We start from the raw sequence: 23,360 nt of genomic DNA, 5'->3' as shown, positions 1-23,360 counted from the left end.
CTAAAGAAATACTATTTTTGTTTCAAAGCATTTTAATTTGAAAATTATATATAATATTTCCATTTCCCTAGCAAGTCTTTTACTTCCATTAATAGGCTTCTTTAATTCTAAAATAAAATCTGGAGTAATAGGGAGACGTGAAACCTATAGTAAATTAAAGCAATCCATCTCTAAAACAGACAAGACACTTTGGTTTCACAGCGCCTCTTTAGGTGAGTACGAACAAGGGTTACCCGTGTTTGCTGAGATAAAAAAACAATATCCAAACCATAAAGTCATCCTTTCCTTTTTTTCTCCATCGGGTTATGAAATCAGAAAGAATTCTCCACTTGCAGACTGTGTGGTGTATCTCCCCTTAGATTCCAAACATAATGCTAAAACTTTTCTCGATTTAGTACATCCGGACCTGACTGTATTTGTTAAATACGATATTTGGCCAAATGTTTTAGCCGAATTAAAACATAGACAAGGACGCGCCATTTTAATTTCGGCATTATTTAGAAAAGAACAACTGTTTTTTAAATCCTACGGTACCTTTATGAAAGAGGCATTATTCACCTTCGAACATATTTTTACGCAGGATGGAGCCTCCAAACAACTACTACAATCTATAAATTATAATACGACAAGTATTTCTGGAGACACGCGTTTCGATAGAGTGTCAAACCAATTAAAAATTGATAATTCTTTAAATTTTATCGCTGAATTTAAAAACAATCAACTCTGTTTTGTTGCAGGAAGCACATGGCCCGAAGACGAAAAACTGCTTGTAAATTACATAAACACAACAGCACCTGGTACTTTAAAATTTATAATAGCTCCACATAACATTAAACCCAATCAAATTCAGCAACTTAAAAATAGTTTAAGGGTTAATACCATATTATATTCAGAAAAAGATACTGCAGATTTATCAACAGCACAAGTCTTTATAATAGATACCATTGGCATTCTTACAAAAATTTACAACTATGCAGATATAGCCTACATTGGTGGTGCCATGGGAACTACGGGATTACACAATACATTAGAGGCCGCTGTCTTTGGTGTACCCGTTATTATTGGAAATAACTACGAAAAATTTCCTGAGGCAAAAGCAATGATAAAAAACCAAGGTATGTTTGCGGTAAATAATCAAGTTGAGTTAAACAAAATCATTAACCAATTAGCCAACAATTCTCAATTTAGAGATGTTTCAGGAGGTAAAAATAGCGATTACATTCATAAAAACGCAGGAGCAATAGATCTGATTTCTAAATATTTGACTCCAAAAAGTTCTAATTAATGACTTTTATTGAATTTGTTAAAAAAATTAACATTTAAGATTTAATGATTGCCTAGAAGTTATTACCTTGGCTGCATAAAAATTAACAAAACACTAAAATCATGAAAAAACTAATTTTAAGCGCAGCACTTGTATTTGCACTAGGAACAACATTTACTTCTTGTAGAGACGTAAAAGAAAAATCTGAAAGTGCAGGGGATGCTGTAGAAAACGCTGCTAAAGAAACAGGAGACGCTTTAGACAATGCTGCAGATGCAACTAAAGATGCTGTAAATGACGCTGTTGATGCAACTGGAGATGCAATGGATGACGCAGCTGATGCTGTTGACGGAGCTGCTAGCGACGCGAAAGATGCTGTAAACGATGCTGTTGATGCAACTGATAAAGCTTTAAACGATGCAGGTAACGCTGTTGAAGGCGCTACTAAAGATGCTGTAAATGCAACTGACAAAGCAATGAAAGATACAGGTAAAGCTGTTGAAGGTGCTGCAAAAGACGCTAATGATGCTGTAAAGAAGACAGCTAACGATGCAAATAAAGCAATCCAAGGAAAGTAATTTGCTTTCTATTTCATACAAAAAAAGCCCTTGTAAAATTTACAAGGGCTTTTTTATGCTTTAGCGTTATACCTATTATAAAACTAATGATGCTAATATATACGTTCTCTTAAATGGTGTAATTTGTTTTTTAATATCTTTCTTATAAGACAGCACGGCATTATCAGATCCAAAGGCTTTTCTTAACACCCCATCTCTTTTCTTTTTTCTATCGTTCATTTTTAATTTCCTAGAAGCATCGTCCCCAGAACCACTCATAATCCCAACATCGCTTGCAAAGCTTTTATTCTCTTTTTTCTACCCCAGAAGAGACTCCAGAAGACAACCCTAAATATCTTTACTAGGCTTTAAAGTAGAAACTAAATCTTTTGAAAAATCTAGAGAAGGCAATTTAATATCTTGCGCTTGAATCGTTAAATAGACAAATACAATAAAGCATAAATAATTTAATGGTTTTTTATAATTAATAACGTTTGTGGTTAGAATAACCAAATTCTAATAATTTAATCAGAACTTAAAAATCGATATTAATTAATAAAAGATTTCGCATATTCAGGATAAATAAAAATCAATTAAAATATCAGTTTACTATTTTCTCAAAACATCTGCTATTTACGACTTCAGCATATTGACCATAATTAGGAATTAAATTATAGCCATTTTTTTCGTAAAGCCGAATGGCCTCAGGTTGCTTAAGTCCGGTTTCTAAAACACAACTTGTATACGCTAATTCTGAAGTCCATTGTTCTAATTCGGCAAGTACTTTGGAGGCTATTCCTTTTCCGCGATAAGCTTCAGTCGTGTACATGCGTTTAATTTCCATCGTATTTTTATCGTACTCCTTTACAGCACCGCAACTAATCGCTAAATCTGCTACGTATACAACCACCACATATTTTATTTCTGTTACTTTATTAAACTGATCGTAAAACGAATGCTCTTCGCCGTCGCGTTCTGCCAATTCGGAATCCAAATGTCTTACCAATTCAATAAAGTCTTCATTCTTAGAATCCGTCCGTATAATTTTTATCATTTAAATTGCTTTTAAGACAAATGGGGTTGTAAAATCACTGTATTATCTAGCCTTTTAAAACGACTTCTATGGCCTCTAATTCGGAGTCGGAAAAATCTAAATTTTTCAACGCTCCTAAATTATCCAATAATTGTGCTTCTGTACTTACTCCAACTAAAACAGAGGTAATCCTATCGTCTTTTAACAACCAAGCGACAGCCATCTGCGCTAGACTTTGATTACGGTTTTCGGCTATAGCATTTAACTTAATTACTTTATTAATCACGTCTTGAGTTACACTCTCCTTTTGAAGAAATCCAGTCGCTTTAGAAGCTCGAGAATTTTCTGGAACACCATTAATATATTTATTAGTTAAAAGGCCTTGTGCTAATGGAGAAAATGCAATCGCTCCTATACCTTCATCGCCTAAAACATCTAACAATCCATCTTCTACCCAACGATCGAACATACTATATCGTGGCTGATGAATTAAACACGGTGTACCCAATTCCTTTAAAATCTTCGAAGCTTTTAAGGTGTCTTCTGCATTGTAATTAGAGACACCAACATATAACGCTTTTCCTTGTCCTACTATTAAATCTAGTGCCGACATGGTTTCCTCTAAGGGTGTATTTGGATCTGGACGATGATGATAAAAAACATCGACATAATCTAACCCCATACGCTTTAAACTTTGGTCTAAACTAGATACCAAATATTTTTTAGATCCCCAATCGCCGTAAGGCCCCGACCACATGCCGTAACCTGCTTTTGTAGAAATAATAAGCTCGTCGCGATAAGGCAAAAAACTAGCCTTTAAGATTTCTCCAAAATTACGCTCTGCACTTCCAGGAGGCGGACCGTAATTATTAGCTAAATCGAAATGTGTAATCCCATTATCGAAAGCTGTATGTAACATTTGTTTTCCGTTTTCTAAAACATCTACATCTCCAAAATTATGCCATAACCCTAATGAAATGGGAGGCAAAACAATACCGCTTTTCCCACATCTTCGGTAAGACATGTCTTTATATCTATTCTCGTTTGCTTGATACATAAGTGCTATAATTTAATTTACTAGTATTAAAAAAATGAGACATTATTAGGTGATAATTTTCATCTAAAATTACTCCCCAAATGCTTTCTCTTTTTCCTTCTTTCCAAAAAGTCGCTTAAAGAATCCATCCCGTTTATCTGGGTTACAATCTATAGCTTCTAAAACCTCGGCTGAAGGTGTTTCAAATTTAGCTTTTGTTATGCTATTGAAATCATTATTTTTATTTAATTGAGACACAAAATTAGCCACTATTGGTAATGCAGAATTTGCCCCTTGACCAATAGATGTATTACTAAAACCAATACGGTGATCGTCGTTTCCAACCCAAGATCCCATGACTAAATTTGGTGTAATTGCCATAAACCAACCATCGCGATTATCTTGTGTCGTTCCTGTTTTTCCTGCCATATCATTAGACAAGCCATACGTTGATCGCATACGCTTTGCAGTTCCTTCATTTATGGTCGCTTTCATAAACTCGATCATGGTTTGTCTCGTCTTCTCACTAAACGCAGGATCCATTGGTTTTGAAGGCTTGTATTCATAAAGAATCTTGCCATTTTTATCTTCGATTTTCTCTACAAAATAAGGCTTAGACGGAACACTTTTGTTCACATAACTTGTATATGATGCCGTTAATTCTAAAAGCGATAATTCTGCTGTTCCTAAAGCTAAAGACGGAACATCAGGCAATTCTGAAGTCACTCCCATTTTTCGCGCTTGATTAATAACCGCAGGTATTCCCACTTTATCTAATAATTTTACAGCAATAGTATTTATAGATTGACTTAATGCTTTTTCTAATGAAAAATTCATGTGCGGATCGGTTTCATCTTTCGAACCGTTAGAAGGCGTCCAATCTTCCTCATTAGTATAAGTTACCTCTTTTACCGAAATATAGGTACATGGATCCATCCCAGATTCTAATGCTGTTGTATATACAAAAGGTTTAAATGTCGATCCCACTTGTCGTTTCCCCATAGACACGTGGTCGTATTTAAAATGCTCGAAATTAATTCCGCCAACGTAAGCCCTTATCGCTCCCGTATTAGGTTCTAGAGCTACAAATCCTGTATTTAAAAATTTTAAATAATGCTTTAGACTATCTATAGTCGATATAGAGACAATGGTATCCCCTTCATAACTAAAAATAGGTTTTTTAGATTTTTTATTCAGTGCTACCATGATTTCAGCTTCTGATAAATTCTCTTTTTTTAGAAGCTCATATTTCGGTGTTTTTTTAATTAATTCGGTTATCATAACCTCATCTTTTAACCAAGGTGCATTAGATCCATATGCTTTTTCAAACTGACTCTGTAAACGTTCCATATGCTTAGTCATTCCTTTTTCGGCATACTCTTGCATGGTATTATCTAAAGTGGTTGTAATTTTTAAACCATCTTTATACAAATCATATTCTGTATCGCCACTATTATTTATACTATCTAAAATTTGCGACGCCTGTTTACGAACATTTTCTCGGAAATAAGGAGCTAAACCTTCATTATATGTGAATTTATGATAATCGATTTCTACGGGGTGGTTACTAACATTTAGTCTTGCGTCTTCATCTATATAACCATATTTTACCATTTGTTGAAGGACAACATCTCGTCTTAGCTGACTTCGCTCTGGGAATAATCGCGGATTATAACTATGATTTGCTTTTAACGTACCGACTAAAGTTGAAGCTTCGGAAAGCGTTAAATTTTTAGTAGATGTATTAAAGAAACGATAAGATGCGCTCTCGATTCCGAAGGTGTTTTCGCTAAAAGGAACCGTATTTAAATACAAAGCAATGATATCGTTTTTATCGTAAACGTCCTCAATTCTCGTCGCTACTATCATTTCCTTGATTTTATTTATTGGCATAGATAACATCCAATAGTCTTTTCTTCCGAAGAGATTTTTAGCCAATTGCTGTGTGATTGTACTTCCGCCTCCTGCAGAATTATCTTGCAGCAATACACTTTTAAAAAACACTCTGAAAAAACTCGGATAATCGATACCGCCATGTTCGTAAAAACGCGCATCTTCGGTAGCTACTAATCCGTCTACAAGATACTTGGGAAGATCTTCAAAACTGACGATACTTCTATCGAACACAAAATACTTTCCAAGTAATTCTTCATTTTTGTCTAATATAAGACTTGCCTCGGCTTGTTTTAAATCGGCTAAATCGGTTTTAGAAGGTATTTTCCCCCATAGACCAATATAAATACTGCCGATAAATAATAACAATAGAAGTAAACCAAAACCAATGAGTTTTAAAACTAAGACAAACCAATTTTTATTCTTTTTAGCTATTTTCTTTTTCAATTGTACAGTTTAAAATGATTAATTATAATGCGCTACTAAATTTAACGTAAAAACACACTTAATCTTGTAAAGCTAGGAAAGAGAATTCAACTTTCAAATAGAATTTGTTTTACAGCTATTTTTATTTCTATTTGAGATTTTTTATTTTGTATTCTAGACAAGATTTATATCGTCTAAATTAATTTCACTTACATTTGTATAGGTCATTCTTTTTGACGCACTACTAACTCTTTTTTTAAAAATATTTATGAATAAATTCTACACGTTTTTTATTCTCTTAGTCTGTTTTTCATTCTCCCTAACTACCTACGCTCAGGATGCTGACAAACCTAAAGTCGCCTTAGTACTAAGTGGTGGAGGTGCATTAGGAATCGCACACATCCCAACCTTACAAAAATTAGACTCCCTTGGTATCGTTCCTGACTTAATAGTAGGAACGAGTATGGGAAGTATTGTAGGTGCATTATATTCTGTAGGTTATACTGGTGACCAAATTGCCGAGATTTCTAAAAATGCAGATTGGGATGCTCTTTTTGGAGGTAGAGCGTCTATTACTAGTGTAAGTAATGAAGAGAAAAGTGAATTTGGACGCTACTCTATAGGGTTTGAAGTGGTAGATAAAAAACCAAAACCGGTAATCGCAATATTAAACGACCAGAATTTAAGAGATTTTTTTAGCGTGCTAACATATCCTGTTTATAACATTTCCAAGTTCGACGATTACCCGATCCCGTTTAGAGCTATGGCAACAGATATTGTAAACGGAAAACAAATTATTTTAGACCACGGCTCTCTAAGTACCGCTATGCGTGCAAGTATGTCTATTCCTGGCGTATTTAAACCTGTAGAATATAAAAACACATTACTTGTAGATGGTGGTGTTTTAAATAATTTTCCTGTTGATATTGCTAAAAGTTTAGGTGCAGATTTTATTATTGGAAGTGAAGTTAGTGGCGGATTACAAACTAAAGAGCAATTAGGGAATCTAGAAAATTTATTATTCCAAACCGGAATGCTTTCTAGTAATTTACTCGTTGCAAAACATAAAAAGGAATGTGATATTTTATTAGACCATGTACCTAATCTTAAATACACACCTGGGGATTTTGACAAAAGCGCTATTATTTATGAAGAAGGCAAAAAAGCAGTTATAGACAATGAAGATCAATTAGTAGCTCTTGCTAAATCATTAAAACCATTCAAACAGAGAGCGCATGTAATGCCTGTTCAAAAAAAGCTTGTCGCATTAGACACTATTGTATACAAAGGGATTAGTGAAGATAATTTAAGATTAGTAACCACAAGGTCGGGATTAAAAGAAAAAGAAGAATACACGGTTGAAGAAGCAGAAACACATATAAATAGAATATTAGGTACTAATCTTTTTAGTTCAATCTCTACAAACCCAATTATTAATGGCGACAAAATAGGTCTAGAAATTACCGCCATAGAAAAAGCTCATAATCAAGTAAAATTAGCAGCTCATTTTGACGACTTTCGCGGTGTAGGTTTATTATTAAATTACACGGGACGAAATATTATAGGAGCTTCTTCAAGATTGTTAGTTACTTTAGATATTGCCGAACAACCTAAATTTAAAGCACAATATCAAAAGATATACGGGGAAGATAAAAATTGGTGGTTTAGATCGGAAGTCTTCGGACAAAAATTAGATCAAGATATTTTTATTCAAGGGGAAGCTACAGACGAAATGAATTACAAATATTTACAGTTTGATAATGAAATTAATCGCAATATCCACACATTAAACAGTTATGCTGGTTTCGGAATTGACTACCAACATACGAGCCTTAGACCAGATGCTAATCCTCAAATTGTAAATAATATATTAAATTTAGATGACTACAAATTTAATACCACCGAGCTTTATGGTCAATATGTGTACAATACTTTAAACACCGTATTTTACCCTACAGATGGTTATAATCTAGAGGTGAGAGTTGGACGAACAATACGTAATAATGTAGATATTAACTATGTCGATACGTCAATAAGTAAAAATCAATCTGGGCATGTAAATGATTTTACAAAATTAAGACTGAACTTTGAAACTGTAAAAACTTTTAATGAAAAACTGACACTAAAATTAGGTGCCAATATGGGGTTAACGTTTATGGATAAATCGCAAGACGACGACCTTTCCTTTCAGCAATTTGGATATGGAGCCAACTATTACTTAGGAGGGAATTTAAGACGTCCAAGAAAAGACGATTTTGTGTTTTACGGTTTACTAGAAGACGAATTACCCGTAAGTCAGTTTATGAGTGCTAACATAGCTTTACAATATCAATTCATTAAAAAATGTTATATCATACCTCATTTTGATTTAGCAACAGTAGGATTTGGAGACTTTAAAGAGTATTCTGAAAATGCATTCTCGCCAGACGGCGAATGGAAAGATAATTTAGATACGAGTAGCTTGTATTCTATAGGTACAAAAGTTTCCTACTTGTCTATGATTGGCCCTATAGACTTAGATTTCACTTGGGTTAATAATACAGATAAATTTCGATTATTTTTCGGAATTGGTATCCCTATAGGACGATAAAAAAAGGCAAGACCTAAATCTTTTTCACTAAATACACTGGATATCACGCTTAAGATTATTTAAGCTTCCTTCCATATCTTGCGAATAGTATTTAGGTCTTTTCGCATCGCGTCAAAAACCACTTTCTTATCCACAGTTAGTGTCGTGTTTCCTTTTTCGGCACCACCTAACGGGTATTCTAAATGCAAAGATACCGGAGGATTTAGGCCATAACTTTTTAGTAATTTAAAGTATGTATAAAAATCGACCGACCCTTCACCTATAGGCACATTTATAGGTTTCCATTGTCCGCTTTCCTGTCCCCATTTAAAATCTTTTAGAACGATGACTTTTATACTTTTCTGAAGTAATTCTAATCCGTTCTCCCATGACAAGCCTCCTTCAACAAGAGCATGTCGGATATCGTATTGGGTTCCAAAGTATTTTGGGTTTACAGTTTCTAATAGCTTGTAAATCTCCCAATAAGAGCCACCAACACTACGTCCAGCATGGTTCTGATAACAACCAATAATGTTATGCTCTTTATTAAGATCTCCTAATGCTTCAATTTGTTTTTTATAATATTCCAAGGACTGTGGCATAGACAACTCCTTTTTATATTTATACCAATTGGTTCTATAAAAAGAGACATTATTATCCCCTGCCATTTTAATAATATCGACATCTAACGGATGCTCTACACTTTCTATCGCTGTAGTAATCATTTTACAATCTGAACCCGATGATTTTAAATCCTGAATTGCAATAGGAAGTTTGGTTTTCACATCTTCGGGAAACACATGTCCTTTTGGTCGCACAGTTAAATCCACACCGTTAAACCCCAATTCTGAAGCAATCTGTCCTGTTTCTTTATAATCTAAAAACTGTAAATGTTTGGAGAATATACTAACATCTAAATCTGCTTCAAATTGAAAATTATTTGCCATTGAAAAAGGCATTCCTAGTAACGGTAAACTCGATGCTGCTACAGTCGTCTTTTTTATAAAATCTCTTCTAGATATACTCATATCGAATTTAATAATTGGTTTCTGACGTGTAAGTTTAATGAATAAAAGATACTGATTTTATTCTAGTTTTCGATAAACAACGTTTTTATTCAGTCATAATTATATACATTATAAAGTAGACACATTATGGATCATGCCTAATTGTTGTATTTCTGTTCATATTTTAGTTAATCGAAAAAGACAGAATTCTAGATTTTTAAACTGACTTCTAAAAGTCTTAATTTTTGAATTAAAATATTTTTCAGAAGCACTTGTTCTCCTTTTTTATGTTCTCGACTCCGCTCGAACACCCTAAAAAACATGTGTTTTACTATTTTACATGCAACCTAGAGGACTTAATGACAAATTAAATGTATTTCTTGTTTACAAAGATCAAACTCAATTTCATTACTAAACGCAAATTTTAAGATGGAATCCACGTTATACTCAAGAGAAATTAGAAAGAAGAAAATGATTGGATATTAAAAAAGTATATAAAACAAAAAAGCCTCTATCTTACGATAAAGGCTTTGTACTGAAAGCGGGACTTGAACCCGCACGGGCATTACTACCCATTGGATTTTAAGTCCAACGTGTCTACCAATTCCACCATTTCAGCATGGTATAAAATTTTATAATACAGTCTATATAAAAGAACTACGATTCATAATAAAAAAGCCTCTATCTTACGATAAAGGCTTTAGTACTGAAAGCGGGACTTGAACCCGCACGGGCATTACTACCCATTGGATTTTAAGTCCAACGTGTCTACCAATTCCACCATTTCAGCATTTGGTATATTTTTTTGAAAATCAAAACAGTATAGAGCGAAAGACGGGATTTGAACCCGCGACCCCCACCTTGGCAAGGTGATGCTCTACCCCTGAGCTACTTTCGCGTAGTCTTTTAATGAACGTAGCAACATTGCTATTGCGGATGCAAATTTAGAACTTTTCTTGGCATCTCAAAGCTTTTTTGAAAAATAATTTCAAATAATTTTTAAGCTACTGAGAATCAATATCAAATATTTTAACTTTTCGCTGTTTTACTTGGTTTAACAAGCATGCGTTTTATTTCATTCAACTTCATTAATGCTTCAACTGGCGTTAACGTATCAATATCAGTATTTATAATTTCTTCCTTAATATTCTCTAATAACGGATCGTCTAAATTAAAAAAGCTTAATTGTAAATCGTCCGATAGTGTTTTAACCTTATCCGTTAACTCCTCACTAGAATGCGATTTTTCTAATTTCTTTAATATGGCATTCGCACGGTTTAAAACCTGCTGAGGCATTCCCGCCATCTTAGCCACGTGTATACCAAAACTATGCTCGCTACCACCTTCAACCAGTTTACGCAAGAATAGGACGTTGTCTTTTAATTCTTTTACAGAGACATTAAAATTCTTAATCCTCGGAAAAGTTTCCGTCATTTCATTCAACTCATGATAATGCGTGGCAAACAACGTTTTAGCTTTTGCAGGATGCTCGTGTAAATATTCGCTAATGGCCCAAGCAATAGAAATCCCATCGTAGGTACTTGTTCCACGTCCGATTTCGTCTAATAATACCAAACTACGCTCCGACATATTATTTAGAATAGATGCCGTTTCATTCATTTCGACCATAAACGTAGATTCACCCATCGAAATATTATCGCTCGCTCCTACTCTAGTGAAAATTTTATCGACCACACCTATTCTAGCCGATTTAGCAGGCACAAAACTCCCGATTTGAGCCAAGAGCACAATAAGTGCTGTCTGGCGCAAAATAGCCGATTTACCGGACATGTTTGGCCCCGTAATCATGATGATTTGCTGAGACGAACGGTCTAAAAACACATCGTTAGCAATATAAGCTTCGCCTATTGGTAATTGCTTTTCAATCACAGGATGACGCCCTTCAACAATTTCTAAATCAAACGTGTCGTCTAAAACTGGATACACATAATTGTTATCGGTTGCCAATTGTGCAAATCCGCATAAACAATCTAATTGTCCAATTAGAAATGCATTCTGTTGAACAGGTTTAATATACTGGCTCAACCAAGCCACTAAATCTCCAAAGAGCTTCTGCTCGATAGCTAAAATACGTTCTTCTGCTCCTAAAATCTTAGCTTCGTATTCTTTTAATTCTTCAGTAATGTAACGCTCGGCACTCACTAAAGTTTGTTTTCTAATCCACTCTTCAGGAACTTTATCTTTATGCGTGTTTCTAACTTCTATATAATAACCAAACACGTTGTTCGACGCAATCTTTAAAGACGTTATTCCCGTGCGTTCACTTTCACGCTGTAACATCTTATCTAAATAATTCTTTCCGGAGGTCGATAAGCCACGAAGCTCATCTAACTCTGCCGAAAATCCTTCAGCAATCGTATGTCCTTTTAAGACATTTACAGGTGCTTCTTCATTTAAAGTCTCTTTTATTTTTGCTCGCAACACATCACAACTTTGTAATTTATCACCTATAATCTTTAAGGCATCGTTACTAGATTGAGACGCTAATGCTTTTATTGGCACAATGGCTTCAAGTGAATTTTTAAGCTGAATAACCTCACGCGGACTCACTTTTGCCGTAGCCACTTTTGAAATTAAGCGTTCTAAATCGCCTATATGCTTAATATGCTGACGTGTTTTTTGATGTGTTTCTTTTTCTTTAGTTAAGAAATCGACAACCTCATGACGTTGTTTTATTTTTTCAGCATCCTTTAAAGGCAGTGCTAACCATCGTTTTAATAAACGCCCGCCCATTGGCGAAATGGTTTTATCTATAATATGTAATAACGTAACGGCATTATTATTGGTAGAATTATACAACTCTAAATTACGCATGGTAAAACGGTCCATCCACACATAATCATCTTCTGCAATACGCGAAATAGAGGTAATATGCTCTAATTTATTATGCTGTGTTTCGCCTAAATAATGCAACACAGACCCCGAAGCAATAATCCCTTCTTCTAAATTTTCGACACCAAAACCTTTTAATGTTTTTGTGTTGAAATGTTTCAATAAGGTTTCATTGGTATAATCGGTTTGATACACCCAATCTTCTAAATGAAATACGTGATAATCATCTCCAAAAGACTCCTTAAACGTCTTCCGTTTCTGTTTGGATACTAGTATTTCACTCGGAGTAAAATTCTGAAGTAACTTATCGATGTATTCTTCGTTTCCTTGCGAGGTTAAAAACTCCCCCGTAGAAATGTCTAAAAATGAAATTCCGATGTTGGTTTTTCCAAAATGTACCGCACACAGAAAGTTATTCGATTTCGATTTTAAAACCTCATCGTTAAAAGAAACTCCTGGCGTAATTAATTCCGTTACGCCACGTTTTACAATCGTTTTGGTTTGTTTTGGATCTTCTAACTGGTCGCAAATCGCAACACGTTCGCCTGCTTTAACCAATTTTGGTAAATATGTATTTATAGAATGATGCGGAAATCCAGCCAATTCTATCTCACTTTCGCTTCCTGCACCACGTTTTGTCAGCGTAATATCTAAAATCCCAGCTGCTTTAACAGCGTCTGAACCAAAGGTTTCGTAAAAATCGCCTACACGAAATAGCAACAAAGCATCGGGATACTTTGCTTTAATCGCATTATACTGTTTCATTAACGGCGTTTCTTTTTTAGTTTTTTTTGCCAAGGGTAAGACGTTTTTTAGTGTTATTTTTGCATTTTAAATACCGTTGCAATGTAACCATAATTTGATTTTTTTGAAAATATGTTCGACCCTATTCAGAAAATCAATAGAATTAAAGAATACAGAAATTAAATAGTATGCGTAAATTAAAAAATAGCGAGTTAGACCGATTAAGTGTTGAAGATTTTAAAGACACTAAAAAAACACGAGTTATTATAGTATTGGACAACATTAGAAGTTTGAACAATATTGGTTCGGTATTTAGAACGAGTGATGCTTTTTTGATTGAAAAAATTTACCTCTGCGGCATTACTGCAACGCCTCCACATAAAGACATACATAAAACAGCTTTAGGAAGTACAGAAACTGTGGCTTGGGAACATGCAGAACACACGTTAGATGTTGTTGAAAAACTACAAGCTAAAAATGTAAAAGTATTAAGTATTGAACAAGTTGAAAACGCTACCATGCTTGATAAATTTACTCCAGAAGTAGACACAACTTACGCTTTAGTATTTGGAAACGAAGTAAAAGGCGTGGCTCAAGATGTTGTTTCTAAAAGCGATATGGTGATTGAAATTCCTCAATTCGGAACCAAGCACTCATTAAATATTTCGGTAAGTGCAGGTGTTTTAATTTGGGATATATTCAGTAAAATGAAGGCTCTTAATTAAGAATTAATTTGTTCTAAAACAGCCAAATAATCTGCGCGATTTGACACAAAATCCATATCAGAAATATCGATAATTTTGACTTTTAATTCCGTTTGATTTTTTAAGAATTCAAGATACCCTAAATTGATTTTATTAAGATAATCGTCCTCGATGTGTTGTTCGTAATCACGACCACGTTTTTTTATATTTTGCTGAAGACGCTCTGTATTTTGATACAAATAGATGTACAAATCAGGCTTAGCAATTTCTTTATACATAATATAAAACAACTTTCTGTAGAGTTTAAACTCGTCTTCTTGCAGGGTGATTCTTGAGAAAATTAAAGATTTAAACACATCGTAATCGCTAACTATAAAATCCTTGAATAAATCTAACTGAGATAAATCGTCTGAAATTTGTTGGTAACGGTCTGCCAGAAAAGACATCTCTAAAGGAAACGCATAACGCGGCGCATCTTCATAGAATTTTGGTAAAAACGGATTGTCGGCAAAACGTTCTAAAACCAACTTCGCATTAAAATCTTCAGATATTTTAGTCGCTAAACTTGTTTTTCCCGCACCAATATTTCCTTCGATAGCAATAAAATTTTGTTGTATAAAATTAAAAGCAGATATCGGGTTTTCTAGCACTTCACTAATCGCATGTAATTCACTTGAATCTTCACAGACATCTAATAACGTTTTTACCGTTTGTTTTAAAACAGGATGCTTATGTTTCGAGGCAATATCATTTAAAGGTAATATTACAAATCGTCGTTTTTGCATTTCTGGATGCGGAACGTTTAGCAATTCGGTATTTATAATTTCATCTTCAAAAAAGATAATATCTAAATCTATTACACGTGCCTCGTAACCCGCACCTTCTGTTCGTGTACGTCCTAATTCTGTTTCAATATCTAATAAGGATTGCATAACTTCATCCGGCCGAAGTTCTGTTTTAACAATTAAACAGGCATTTAAAAATTCATCACTTTCGAATCCGAAAGCAGGAGACGTATACACTTTCGAGAAGCTTTCCACAGAACCTACAACTTCAAAAATACGCTGTATTGCATTCTGTAAATTTTGAAATCGGTCGCCTTTATTGCTTCCTATAGATATGTAAACGTGTTTTGCCATGAACTAAAATATGAGCAAATTAAAGAAAAGTAATTTACTTAAACTTGAATTTTTCTATTAAAGACAGATAAAAATTCAACATGAAACAGGAGTCTTTTAATTACGAAAATGTCATTTCAAAATTAAATATGTAGGTTTGCTATTGAAACAAAGAAACATGAATAAAAAAGACCTTTTTTTAGCACATCGTATCTACCTGTTACTAGGTGCTTTATTCATGACCTCTCTAGTGGTCTCGAATCTTATCTTTCAGAAATTCTTTTATTGGCACCCGTTTAACATCACAATTTTTGGCGCCAATTTATTTGAAATCTCGGTTGGAATTCTTCCTTATCCCATTACATTTTTAATTACGGACTTAATAAGTGAGATTTATGGAAAAAAAGCCGCCAATCAAATTGTTATTACAGGAATATTCGCTTCTATATTTTCTATGGCTATTATTTATGCTTCCGATGCTGTTCCGGCAACTTCTTGGTCTCCGGTAAACGATGCTAAATTTACGAGTGTTTTTGGAAGCACCGTAATTGCTGTTTTAGCGAGTATGATGGCTTATTTATTCGCTCAATTTATCGATATTCAGATTTATCACTACTGGAAAAAACTTACAAAAGGGAAACATTTGTGGTTACGCAACAATTTTTCCACTTTTTTATCACAATTTATCGACACTTTTACTGTTTTGTTGCTACTTTGTTTTTTTGGTAAACTAGAATGGACTAAATTTGCCGGGTTATTAATCAGCGGATTTTTATTTAAAGTCTTAATGGCTTTATTTGATACTCCGTTTTTATATTTAGGCGTTTATCTTTTTAGAAAACGTTTCGATCTAAAAGTGAACGATGAAATACAACTTTATTAGGCATGAAATTTGCTCTTTGAGATGAGTATTTACTTAAAAACACCTTAATTATTCATTTTTAATGAATTAAACGGTGTTTTATTAGGATTTGTTAAAAATTCGTTTATATTGATAGATACGCATTAAACTAAAACAGATACATGAGGCAATTAAAGATTACAAAGCAAGTAACGAACAGGGAATCTAAATCGTTAGACAAGTACTTACAAGACATAAGTAAAATGCCATTAATTACAGCCGAGGAAGAGGTTGAATTAGCGCAGCGTATACGAGAAGGAGACCAAGTAGCTTTAGATAAATTAACGACATCTAATTTACGATTTGTAGTTTCAGTTGCAAAACAATACCAAAATCAAGGTTTAACATTACCCGATTTAATTAACGAAGGTAATGCTGGTTTGGTAAAAGCAGCAAAGCGTTTCGACGAAACACGTGGTTTTAAGTTTATTTCTTATGCCGTATGGTGGATTCGTCAAGCAATTTTACAAGCTCTAGCAGAACAATCTAGAATTGTAAGATTACCATTAAACAAAATTGGTTCTATTAATAAAATTAATAAAGCCTATTCATTTCTAGAGCAATCGCATGAACGTCCGCCAAGTGCAGACGAAATTGCAAACGAATTAGACATGACAGTAAGCGAAGTAAAACAGTCTCTTAAAAATTCTGGTCGTCATCTTTCTATGGATGCACCATTAAAAGAAGGAGAAACGTCTAGCTTATATGATGTTGTTAAATCTGGTGAATCACCAAATCCTGACAACAACTTAATGTACGAATCTTTAAATCTTGAAATTAACAGAGCATTAGACACATTATCTCCTAGAGAAAGTGATGTATTGCGTTTGTTTTTCGGATTGAGTAATGAAGCACCGATGAGTTTAGACGAAATTGGAGAAACATTCGATTTAACTCGCGAGCGTGTTAGACAAATAAAAGAAAAAGGAATTAGACGTTTACGTCATAGTTCTAAAAACAAAATATTGAAAACTTATTTAGGATAATCCTGAAAACTTATTAATAATTACTTAAAACCAGAATTTAGATGCTTAAAATTATAGTAAAAGAAGGCGAGCAAATCGATCGCGCCCTTAAACGTTACAAGAGAAAACACAGAAACGTAAAGGTGATGCAAAACCTAAGAGAAAATCAATTTTTCACAAAGCCTTCTGTTAAGAAAAGAAGAGAAAATCAAAAAGCGGCTTATATCCAAAACTTGAGAGATCAAGAAGATATTTAATTGTCGACTTTATATAAAGAAAAAACACGCTCAGATATTTATCTAAAGCGTGTTTTTTCAGTTTTAGTCTATACTGATAGAGACATACATCCCTTCGTTACCACGAACATTACAAACAGTGTCGTCTTCAAAAATAAGATACTGTCCTTTTATCCCTTTTAACACTCCTGTATACTCGAGCATTTTTTCAATATTTAAGGATTTTGGTTTTATAGGATAGCGCAGGACTGGAAATTCAATTTCCGTTTCCGAATTGGAATCGATAAAATACGGTTTTGCTTCTTCCGGAATATAAGCTTTCAACTTATCTTTCCATTCTACCAAATTTTCATCTTCAATTTCATTTTTAAGCATCGTTCTCCAATTGGTCTTATCAGACACATAATCTTTAAGCGCCACTTCGGTAATTCCTGCTAGATATCTGTTTGGAACTTCAACAACTTCTATGGCTTCATGAGCCCCTTGATCTATCCATCGCGTTGGCACCTGACCTTTTCGTGTTACCCCAACTTTAACCTTACCAGAATTTGCCAAATACACAATATGAGGTTGCAACTGCACCTTCTTTTCAAATGCTAAATCTCGGTCTTCTTCGTCCAAATGTGCTTTACTCAATTCCGGTTTCATAATCCAATCTGCAGCCTGAGGAACCTCAAAAAAACAACTCTTACAATAGCCCTGTCTGTAGATCTTTTTATCTAATCCGCAATTCAAACATTGATATTTAAGGAATTTAATATTTAAAGTTTTATTTAGTAACTGATTCATATTTAAAAAGTCAGAATCAAAAACTAAATAATATTGAATAGGTTTCGCATATTCGGTTTCCATTTTTGTTAGAACACCCTCGTAAGTCATAAAAAAAGTATTATTTTTAGTTCATAAATATAATGTAAATATGCCAATTACTATAGTAAACTCAATTGCCTCTTGGTTTCTAAAAAAGCGTTTTCATCAAATTGAACTATTTTTAAAATACCCTAATGAGGTACAGCAAGAATTACTATTAAACTTAATTTACACCGCTCGAGATACTAAAATTGGTAAACAGCATGAATTTCGTACAATACGAAATTATAGGACATTCGCAGAACGCGTTCCTATTTCTACCTACGAAGATTATCAAGATGTAATTGAACGTGCACGTGTTGGCGAACAAAATATCTTTTGGCCATCGCACATCAAGTGGTTTGCTAAATCTAGCGGAACAACTAATGCAAAAAGTAAATTTATCCCTGTAAGTAATGAGTCTTTAGAAGATTGCCATTATGCCGCAGGAAAAGATATGCTTTGTATGTATTTAAATAATAACGAAAACTCTCAACTCTTTACAGGAAAAGGACTTCGTCTTGGCGGAAGCAAAGAATTATACAAAGAAAACGGAACCATATATGGTGATTTATCGGCAATATTAATTGACAATATGCCTTTTTGGGCTGAATTTAGCAGTACCCCAAGTAATAAAGTATCGTTGATGAGTGATTGGGAAACTAAAATGCAAGCCATAGTAGATGAAACTATAATGGAAAACGTGACTAGCTTTGCAGGTGTTCCCTCTTGGATGTTGGTGTTATTAAACAATGTTCTAGAAACAACTGGTAAGGGAAACTTACATGAAGTTTGGCCTAATTTAGAAGTATATTTTCATGGCGGCGTGAGTTTTACCCCTTATGCAGATCAATACAAAAAAATACTGCCAGATTCTAGTTTCAAATATTACGAGACCTATAATGCTTCTGAAGGGTTCTTTGCCATACAGGATCAAAATGACAGTAAGGATCTATTACTCATGCTAGATTATGGCATTTTCTACGAGTTTATTCCGATGGATACTTATGGAACAGTAGACCAAAGAATTATTCCATTAGCAGAAGTTGAATTGAAAAAAAATTACGCCATAGTTATCACGACAAATGCAGGATTATGGAGATATAAAATTGGAGATACCGTTAGATTTACCTCCCTTTCTCCGTATAAAATAAAAGTTTCTGGACGCACCAAACACCACATAAATGTATTTGGAGAGGAACTCATTATTGAAAATGCTGAAGATGCTTTAAAAAAGGTATGTAAGCGTACCAAAGCCGAAATTGTGGATTACACTGCGGCTCCTATATTTATGGTTGGCAAAGAAAAAGGCGCACATGAATGGATTATAGAGTTTAAAAAAGCACCAAATGATATTAATTATTTTAATGAACTATTTGACAATGCATTAAAGGCCTTAAATTCTGATTATGAAGCCAAGCGCTATAATAACCTGACATTAAACAAACCTAAAATACATATTGGAAGACAAAATCTATTTTACGATTGGCTTAAACTACACAATAAACTTGGCGGACAACATAAAATTCCGAGACTTTCAAATTCTAGAGAATACATTGATGAATTATTAACGTTAAACACCAATTGCTGTTCTGATAAATAAGAAGAATCAACTAAGAATTAAGTCATTCTTTTATAATACTCGGTTACACGATACGGTTACCATGCTATTAATCAGCTTATACTCAATCATAGTCGCTAAAAATATTTCACACCAATCAAAAAAAAAAACCACTCAATTGAGTGGTTTTTTTTGATAAACTATTATAAAAAGTATTAAGACACTGCTTTCAACTTTTTAATCGTTGTTTTATTTAATTTATTCTCGGTATATGCTTTTGTCACCCTTAGTTCCTTCTCATCTGTACCAGGAAGTTCGAACATCGCATCGGTTAACACCTCTTCACATAACGAACGTAATCCACGAGCACCTAACTTATATTCTATCGCTTTTTCCACAATAAAATCTAAAGCACCATCGGTAATATGAAATTCAATATCATCCATTTCGAACAACTTCTCATATTGTTTTATAATGGCATTTTTAGGTTCTGTAAGAATGGCTCTTAAGGTTTTAGCATCAAGCGGGTCCATGTAAGTTAATACAGGTAATCGTCCAATAATTTCAGGAATTAATCCGAAATCTTTTAAATCCTTTGGAATAATATATTGCAACAAATGATTCTGATCGATTATATCATCAGACTTAGAAGCACTGTACCCTACAGCTTGCATATTTAAACGCTTAGAAATATTACGCTCGATACCATCGAATGCTCCTCCTGCGATAAATAAAATGTTTTCCGTATTCACTTCAATAAACTTCTGATCTGGATGCTTACGACCTCCTTTTGGTGGCACGTTAACAGTTGTTCCTTCTAAAAGTTTTAATAATGCTTGTTGCACACCTTCTCCAGAAACATCTCTAGTTATTGAAGGGTTATCGCTTTTACGAGCAATTTTATCAATTTCATCAATAAAAACAATTCCTTTTTCAGCTTTTTCTAGACTGTAATCTGCAGCTTGCAATAAACGTGTTAAAATACTTTCTACATCTTCACCAACATAACCTGCTTCAGTTAATACCGTAGCATCTACTATAGCTAAAGGTACGTTTAACATTTTAGCAATGGTTTTAGCCATTAATGTTTTCCCTGTACCTGTTTGCCCAACCATCATGATATTACTTTTCTGTATTTCAATATCGTCTTTAGAAGGCGATTGTAACAGACGTTTGTAATGGTTATATACAGCGACAGACATTACCTTTTTAGTCATATCCTGACCAATAATGTACTCGTCTAAAAATTGTTTAATTTGAAGTGGTTTACGCAACATTAATTCGGCAGATAATTCACTATTATCCGTTTGCTTAGATTCCTCTACAACAATACCGTGTGCTTGTTCGATACAACGATCGCATATATGCGCATCTAAACCTGCTATTAATAAACTAGTTTCAGGTTTTTTTCTTCCACAAAACGAACATTCTAATTCTTCCTTTGCCATAAATCTTTTTAAATTTCACTTTTAAATACCAGCCAAATGCTACTATTTTTTTTGATTTGTATTAGCTTCTTACTAATATTTCATCAATCATACCGTAATCTTTAGCTTTATCAGCTTTCATCCAGTAATCACGATCACTATCAGTATGTACTTTGTCGTAACTTTGACCAGAATGCTTACTAATAATCTTATACAATTCCTCTTTCAATATTAAAATTTCACGAGCTGTAATTTCAATATCACTAGCTTGTCCTTGCGCTCCACCTAAAGGTTGGTGAATCATAACACGAGAGTGTGTTAAACCACTACGTTTTCCTTTTGCTCCTGCACATAATAAAACAGCTCCCATAGATGCTGCCATACCTGTACAAATTGTTGCTACATCTGGCTTAATAAACTGCATAGTATCGTAGATACCTAGACCTGCATATACACTTCCTCCTGGAGAATTAATGTAAATTTGAATATCTTTATTAGCATCTGTACTTTCTAAGAACAATAATTGTGCTTGAATAATGTTAGCAACTTGGTCGTTAATTCCAGTACCCATAAAGATAATACGATCCATCATTAAACGTGAAAACACGTCCATAGATACAGCATTCATTTGGCGTTCTTCAATAATGTTTGGAGTTAAATTTGTAGGATACATACTCCCAATAATTTGGTTGTAATATGTACTACTAATCCCTTGATCTTTTATAGCGAATTTTTCGAATTCTTTTCCGTAATTCATAATGTTCTTTTAGATTAAAAAAATGAATAAAATAGGCGCTGAATAAAACCTATTCAACGCCTAAATATAATGATTATTCTTTAAAACAGTTGACTTATTTGTCTCCGTAAACTTCTTTAACAAAGTTTTCGTAAGTCACTTCTTTCACTTCTAAATTTGCTTTTTCTTTATACACCTCTAATAGTCTCTGACTAACGATTTGCTCAGAAATACGACGTGCTTCTTCTTGATTTCCAAGAACACGTGCAGCGATACCTTCTAATTCTTCATCTGAAGGATTCATTTGCCCAAATTGAGCCATTTGTGCTTTAATCATGTTTTTTGCATGATCTTTAATATCATCCATAGTAATCTGGATGTTATTAGCAGTAATTAATTTACCTTCGATTAATTGGTAACGCATGCTTTTTTCAGACTTTTCAAACTCTTCTTTAGCTGCGGCATCATCAAGAGCAGTTTCACCCGACGCTTGAATCCATTTTTGTAAAAATTCTGCTGGTAAATCAAATTTTGTACTTTCTATTAAATATTCAGTAATATCGTTTAAAAGCTTTTGATCTGCTTGCTGTACGAATTGCTTTTCAGCATCTTCTTTAATTTTGTCTTTTAAATCTGAAACAGATTTTACAGAACCATCAGCAAATAATTTATCAAATAATTCTTGATCTAAGTCTGCAGCCTCACGTTTGTTAACCTCAGAAATAGTAAATGTTACTTCAATTTCTAATCCATGAGCATCATCATGAGCTACTTTTAAAGCATTCATTAAATCGTGATCGTCTGCATAAAGACCTTTTGTTTTAAGTGTGATAACATCACCAACTTTAGATCCAACAAATTTCTTAGCATTAGCTTTCCCTTTAAGTTTATCTAAAGTTAAAGTAATTGTATTTTCAATCTCTTTCTCTTCGTTTTTAAAAGTTCCAGTGATTTCACTGTCTTCTTCTATAACATCTTGAGGAATTAATTTTCCGTATTGTTTTTTGATATTCTCAATTTGTTCGTCGATCATTTTATCGTCTGCAACAATGTTATATTGAGTAATTGCTTTATCACCTTTTAATTCAACTTCGAATTCAGGAGTTAAACCTAGTTCGAATTCAAAAGTAAATGCATCAGCATCCCAATTGATACCTTCTTGAGCTTTAGGAAGAGGTTGCCCTAATACATCTAATTTCTCTTCAGATAAATATTTATTTAAGGCTTCTTGTAATATTTTATTTACTTCGTCTACCAAAACGGCTTTACCGTACTGCTTTTTTACCATTCCCATTGGTACATGACCTTTTCTAAAACCAGGAATGTTAGCTGTTTTTCGGTAATCTGTTAAGATTTTATCTATTTTCTCGCTATAATCTTCTTTAACGATCTCAACTTTTACTACAGCATTTAATGCATCAATGTTCTCTCTTGTAATATTCATTTTAAATGATATAAAACCCAGCTTGGGCATTTAACAT

Annotated in this window: 19 protein-coding genes and 3 tRNA genes; 8 read left to right on the top strand and 14 right to left on the bottom strand. The window is 33.8% G+C overall.

The features are described 5' to 3' along the window. Positions 1-37: 37 nt before the first annotated feature. Together ACFFVB_RS09795 and ACFFVB_RS09790 are read left to right on the top strand one after the other, a co-directional pair. A complete protein-coding gene (locus tag ACFFVB_RS09795; protein ID WP_382382537.1) occupies positions 38-1,285 on the top strand; it encodes a 3-deoxy-D-manno-octulosonic acid transferase in 1,248 nt (415 codons plus the stop codon). A 101-nt stretch (positions 1,286-1,386) separates the two neighbouring features. Continuing rightward, positions 1,387-1,842, top strand: coding sequence for a hypothetical protein (locus ACFFVB_RS09790; RefSeq protein WP_382382536.1), 456 nt, complete (start codon positions 1,387-1,389; stop codon positions 1,840-1,842). A gap of 75 nt (positions 1,843-1,917) precedes the next feature. On the opposite strand, the gene ACFFVB_RS09785 is transcribed toward ACFFVB_RS09790, so the two are convergent. The 4 genes from ACFFVB_RS09785 to ACFFVB_RS09770 form a co-directional block, all read right to left on the bottom strand. Next, entirely contained in the window at positions 1,918-2,061 is a 144-nt protein-coding gene (locus ACFFVB_RS09785) for a hypothetical protein (protein ID WP_382382535.1), read from the bottom strand. 361 nt (positions 2,062-2,422) lie between these two features. After that, positions 2,423-2,875: a GNAT family N-acetyltransferase gene (locus tag ACFFVB_RS09780; RefSeq protein WP_382382534.1), complete on the bottom strand. Its 453-nt coding sequence runs from the start codon at positions 2,873-2,875 to the stop codon at positions 2,423-2,425. Between the two features lie 46 nt (positions 2,876-2,921). Continuing rightward, positions 2,922-3,911: an L-glyceraldehyde 3-phosphate reductase gene (gene mgrA, locus ACFFVB_RS09775; protein WP_382382533.1), complete on the bottom strand. Its 990-nt coding sequence runs from the start codon at positions 3,909-3,911 to the stop codon at positions 2,922-2,924. A 69-nt stretch (positions 3,912-3,980) separates the two neighbouring features. Beyond that, positions 3,981-6,230: a transglycosylase domain-containing protein gene (locus ACFFVB_RS09770; protein ID WP_382382532.1), complete on the bottom strand. Its 2,250-nt coding sequence runs from the start codon at positions 6,228-6,230 to the stop codon at positions 3,981-3,983. Between the two features lie 247 nt (positions 6,231-6,477). Between ACFFVB_RS09770 and ACFFVB_RS09765 the strand changes: the two genes are divergently transcribed. Further along, positions 6,478-8,799 (top strand): patatin-like phospholipase family protein, encoded by a 2,322-nt coding sequence (locus ACFFVB_RS09765; protein ID WP_382382531.1) that lies wholly within the window; start codon positions 6,478-6,480, stop codon positions 8,797-8,799. Positions 8,800-8,858: 59 nt separating this feature from the next. Here the strand turns inward: ACFFVB_RS09765 and ACFFVB_RS09760 are convergent, their stop codons facing one another. The 5 genes from ACFFVB_RS09760 to mutS all read right to left on the bottom strand — a co-directional run bounded on the left by ACFFVB_RS09760 (position 8,859) and on the right by mutS (position 13,436). Beyond that, positions 8,859-9,806 (bottom strand): sugar phosphate isomerase/epimerase family protein, encoded by a 948-nt coding sequence (locus tag ACFFVB_RS09760; RefSeq protein ID WP_382382530.1) that lies wholly within the window; start codon positions 9,804-9,806, stop codon positions 8,859-8,861. Between the two features lie 512 nt (positions 9,807-10,318). Continuing rightward, positions 10,319-10,404, bottom strand: a tRNA-Leu gene (locus ACFFVB_RS09755). An 85-nt stretch (positions 10,405-10,489) separates the two neighbouring features. Continuing rightward, positions 10,490-10,575: transfer RNA gene (locus ACFFVB_RS09750), tRNA-Leu, on the bottom strand. A 36-nt stretch (positions 10,576-10,611) separates the two neighbouring features. Further along, positions 10,612-10,683, bottom strand: a tRNA-Gly gene (locus ACFFVB_RS09745). Between the two features lie 131 nt (positions 10,684-10,814). After that, positions 10,815-13,436: a DNA mismatch repair protein MutS gene (gene mutS / locus ACFFVB_RS09740; protein ID WP_382382529.1), complete on the bottom strand. Its 2,622-nt coding sequence runs from the start codon at positions 13,434-13,436 to the stop codon at positions 10,815-10,817. Between the two features lie 134 nt (positions 13,437-13,570). Between mutS and ACFFVB_RS09735 the strand changes: the two genes are divergently transcribed. Then, positions 13,571-14,107: an RNA methyltransferase gene (locus ACFFVB_RS09735; RefSeq protein WP_382382528.1), complete on the top strand. Its 537-nt coding sequence runs from the start codon at positions 13,571-13,573 to the stop codon at positions 14,105-14,107. Here the strand turns inward: ACFFVB_RS09735 and folK are convergent. Beyond that, positions 14,104-15,225 (bottom strand): 2-amino-4-hydroxy-6-hydroxymethyldihydropteridine diphosphokinase, encoded by a 1,122-nt coding sequence (folK, locus tag ACFFVB_RS09730; protein ID WP_382382527.1) that lies wholly within the window; start codon positions 15,223-15,225, stop codon positions 14,104-14,106. The genes ACFFVB_RS09735 and folK overlap by 4 nt on opposite strands. Positions 15,226-15,382: 157 nt before the next feature. Between folK and ACFFVB_RS09725 the strand changes: the two genes are divergently transcribed. The 3 genes from ACFFVB_RS09725 to rpsU all read left to right on the top strand — a co-directional run bounded on the left by ACFFVB_RS09725 (position 15,383) and on the right by rpsU (position 17,327). Beyond that, positions 15,383-16,087, top strand: a complete 705-nt coding sequence (locus ACFFVB_RS09725) for a queuosine precursor transporter (RefSeq protein WP_382382526.1) — start codon at positions 15,383-15,385, stop codon at positions 16,085-16,087. Positions 16,088-16,227: 140 nt separating this feature from the next. Continuing rightward, on the top strand, positions 16,228-17,091 hold the full coding sequence (locus ACFFVB_RS09720) for a sigma-70 family RNA polymerase sigma factor (protein WP_057777960.1): 864 nt from the start codon (positions 16,228-16,230) through the stop codon (positions 17,089-17,091). 41 nt (positions 17,092-17,132) lie between these two features. Beyond that, positions 17,133-17,327 carry a 30S ribosomal protein S21 gene (gene rpsU / locus ACFFVB_RS09715; protein ID WP_318496787.1) on the top strand — a complete coding sequence of 65 codons (195 nt, stop codon included), beginning with the start codon at positions 17,133-17,135 and terminating at the stop codon, positions 17,325-17,327. A 63-nt stretch (positions 17,328-17,390) separates the two neighbouring features. Here the strand turns inward: rpsU and ACFFVB_RS09710 are convergent, their stop codons facing one another. Beyond that, a complete protein-coding gene (locus ACFFVB_RS09710; protein ID WP_382382525.1) occupies positions 17,391-18,185 on the bottom strand; it encodes a DUF2797 domain-containing protein in 795 nt (264 codons plus the stop codon). 40 nt (positions 18,186-18,225) lie between these two features. Here ACFFVB_RS09710 and ACFFVB_RS09705 point away from each other — a divergent pair, with 40 nt between their 5' ends. Further along, positions 18,226-19,758: a GH3 auxin-responsive promoter family protein gene (locus tag ACFFVB_RS09705; protein WP_382382524.1), complete on the top strand. Its 1,533-nt coding sequence runs from the start codon at positions 18,226-18,228 to the stop codon at positions 19,756-19,758. A 173-nt stretch (positions 19,759-19,931) separates the two neighbouring features. On the opposite strand, the gene clpX is transcribed toward ACFFVB_RS09705, so the two are convergent. The 3 genes from clpX to tig all read right to left on the bottom strand — a co-directional run bounded on the left by clpX (position 19,932) and on the right by tig (position 23,323). Continuing rightward, a complete protein-coding gene (clpX, locus tag ACFFVB_RS09700) occupies positions 19,932-21,164 on the bottom strand; it encodes an ATP-dependent Clp protease ATP-binding subunit ClpX (protein WP_382382523.1) in 1,233 nt (410 codons plus the stop codon). A 61-nt stretch (positions 21,165-21,225) separates the two neighbouring features. Next, positions 21,226-21,900 carry an ATP-dependent Clp endopeptidase proteolytic subunit ClpP gene (gene clpP / locus ACFFVB_RS09695; RefSeq protein WP_382382522.1) on the bottom strand — a complete coding sequence of 225 codons (675 nt, stop codon included), beginning with the start codon at positions 21,898-21,900 and terminating at the stop codon, positions 21,226-21,228. A gap of 94 nt (positions 21,901-21,994) precedes the next feature. Beyond that, positions 21,995-23,323: a trigger factor gene (tig, locus tag ACFFVB_RS09690; RefSeq protein WP_382382521.1), complete on the bottom strand. Its 1,329-nt coding sequence runs from the start codon at positions 23,321-23,323 to the stop codon at positions 21,995-21,997. Between the last annotated feature and the right edge of the window lie 37 nt (positions 23,324-23,360).

The organism is Formosa undariae, assembly GCF_042427615.1.
Taxonomy (GTDB): Bacteria; Bacteroidota; Bacteroidia; order Flavobacteriales; family Flavobacteriaceae; genus Formosa; species Formosa undariae.
Note: the sequence above shows the minus strand (reverse complement) of the source record. Positions and strands in the feature narration are given on the sequence as shown.

Excerpts from the sequence above, each read along its gene's own strand:
- ACFFVB_RS09790 (WP_382382536.1), top strand. The coding sequence starts at position 1,387 with ATGAAAAAACTAATTTTAAGCGCAGCACTTGTATTTGCACTAGGAACA.
- ACFFVB_RS09785 (WP_382382535.1), bottom strand. The coding sequence starts at position 2,061 with ATGAACGATAGAAAAAAGAAAAGAGATGGGGTGTTAAGAAAAGCCTTT.
- ACFFVB_RS09780 (WP_382382534.1), bottom strand. The coding sequence starts at position 2,875 with ATGATAAAAATTATACGGACGGATTCTAAGAATGAAGACTTTATTGAA.
- mgrA (WP_382382533.1), bottom strand. The coding sequence starts at position 3,911 with ATGTATCAAGCAAACGAGAATAGATATAAAGACATGTCTTACCGAAGA.
- ACFFVB_RS09765 (WP_382382531.1), top strand. The coding sequence starts at position 6,478 with ATGAATAAATTCTACACGTTTTTTATTCTCTTAGTCTGTTTTTCATTC.
- ACFFVB_RS09760 (WP_382382530.1), bottom strand. The coding sequence starts at position 9,806 with ATGAGTATATCTAGAAGAGATTTTATAAAAAAGACGACTGTAGCAGCA.
- ACFFVB_RS09735 (WP_382382528.1), top strand. The coding sequence starts at position 13,571 with ATGCGTAAATTAAAAAATAGCGAGTTAGACCGATTAAGTGTTGAAGAT.
- folK (WP_382382527.1), bottom strand. The coding sequence starts at position 15,225 with ATGGCAAAACACGTTTACATATCTATAGGAAGCAATAAAGGCGACCGA.
- ACFFVB_RS09725 (WP_382382526.1), top strand. The coding sequence starts at position 15,383 with ATGAATAAAAAAGACCTTTTTTTAGCACATCGTATCTACCTGTTACTA.
- ACFFVB_RS09720 (WP_057777960.1), top strand. The coding sequence starts at position 16,228 with ATGAGGCAATTAAAGATTACAAAGCAAGTAACGAACAGGGAATCTAAA.
- rpsU (WP_318496787.1), top strand. The coding sequence starts at position 17,133 with ATGCTTAAAATTATAGTAAAAGAAGGCGAGCAAATCGATCGCGCCCTT.
- ACFFVB_RS09710 (WP_382382525.1), bottom strand. The coding sequence starts at position 18,185 with ATGACTTACGAGGGTGTTCTAACAAAAATGGAAACCGAATATGCGAAA.
- ACFFVB_RS09705 (WP_382382524.1), top strand. The coding sequence starts at position 18,226 with ATGCCAATTACTATAGTAAACTCAATTGCCTCTTGGTTTCTAAAAAAG.
- clpX (WP_382382523.1), bottom strand. The coding sequence starts at position 21,164 with ATGGCAAAGGAAGAATTAGAATGTTCGTTTTGTGGAAGAAAAAAACCT.
- clpP (WP_382382522.1), bottom strand. The coding sequence starts at position 21,900 with ATGAATTACGGAAAAGAATTCGAAAAATTCGCTATAAAAGATCAAGGG.
- tig (WP_382382521.1), bottom strand. The coding sequence starts at position 23,323 with ATGAATATTACAAGAGAGAACATTGATGCATTAAATGCTGTAGTAAAA.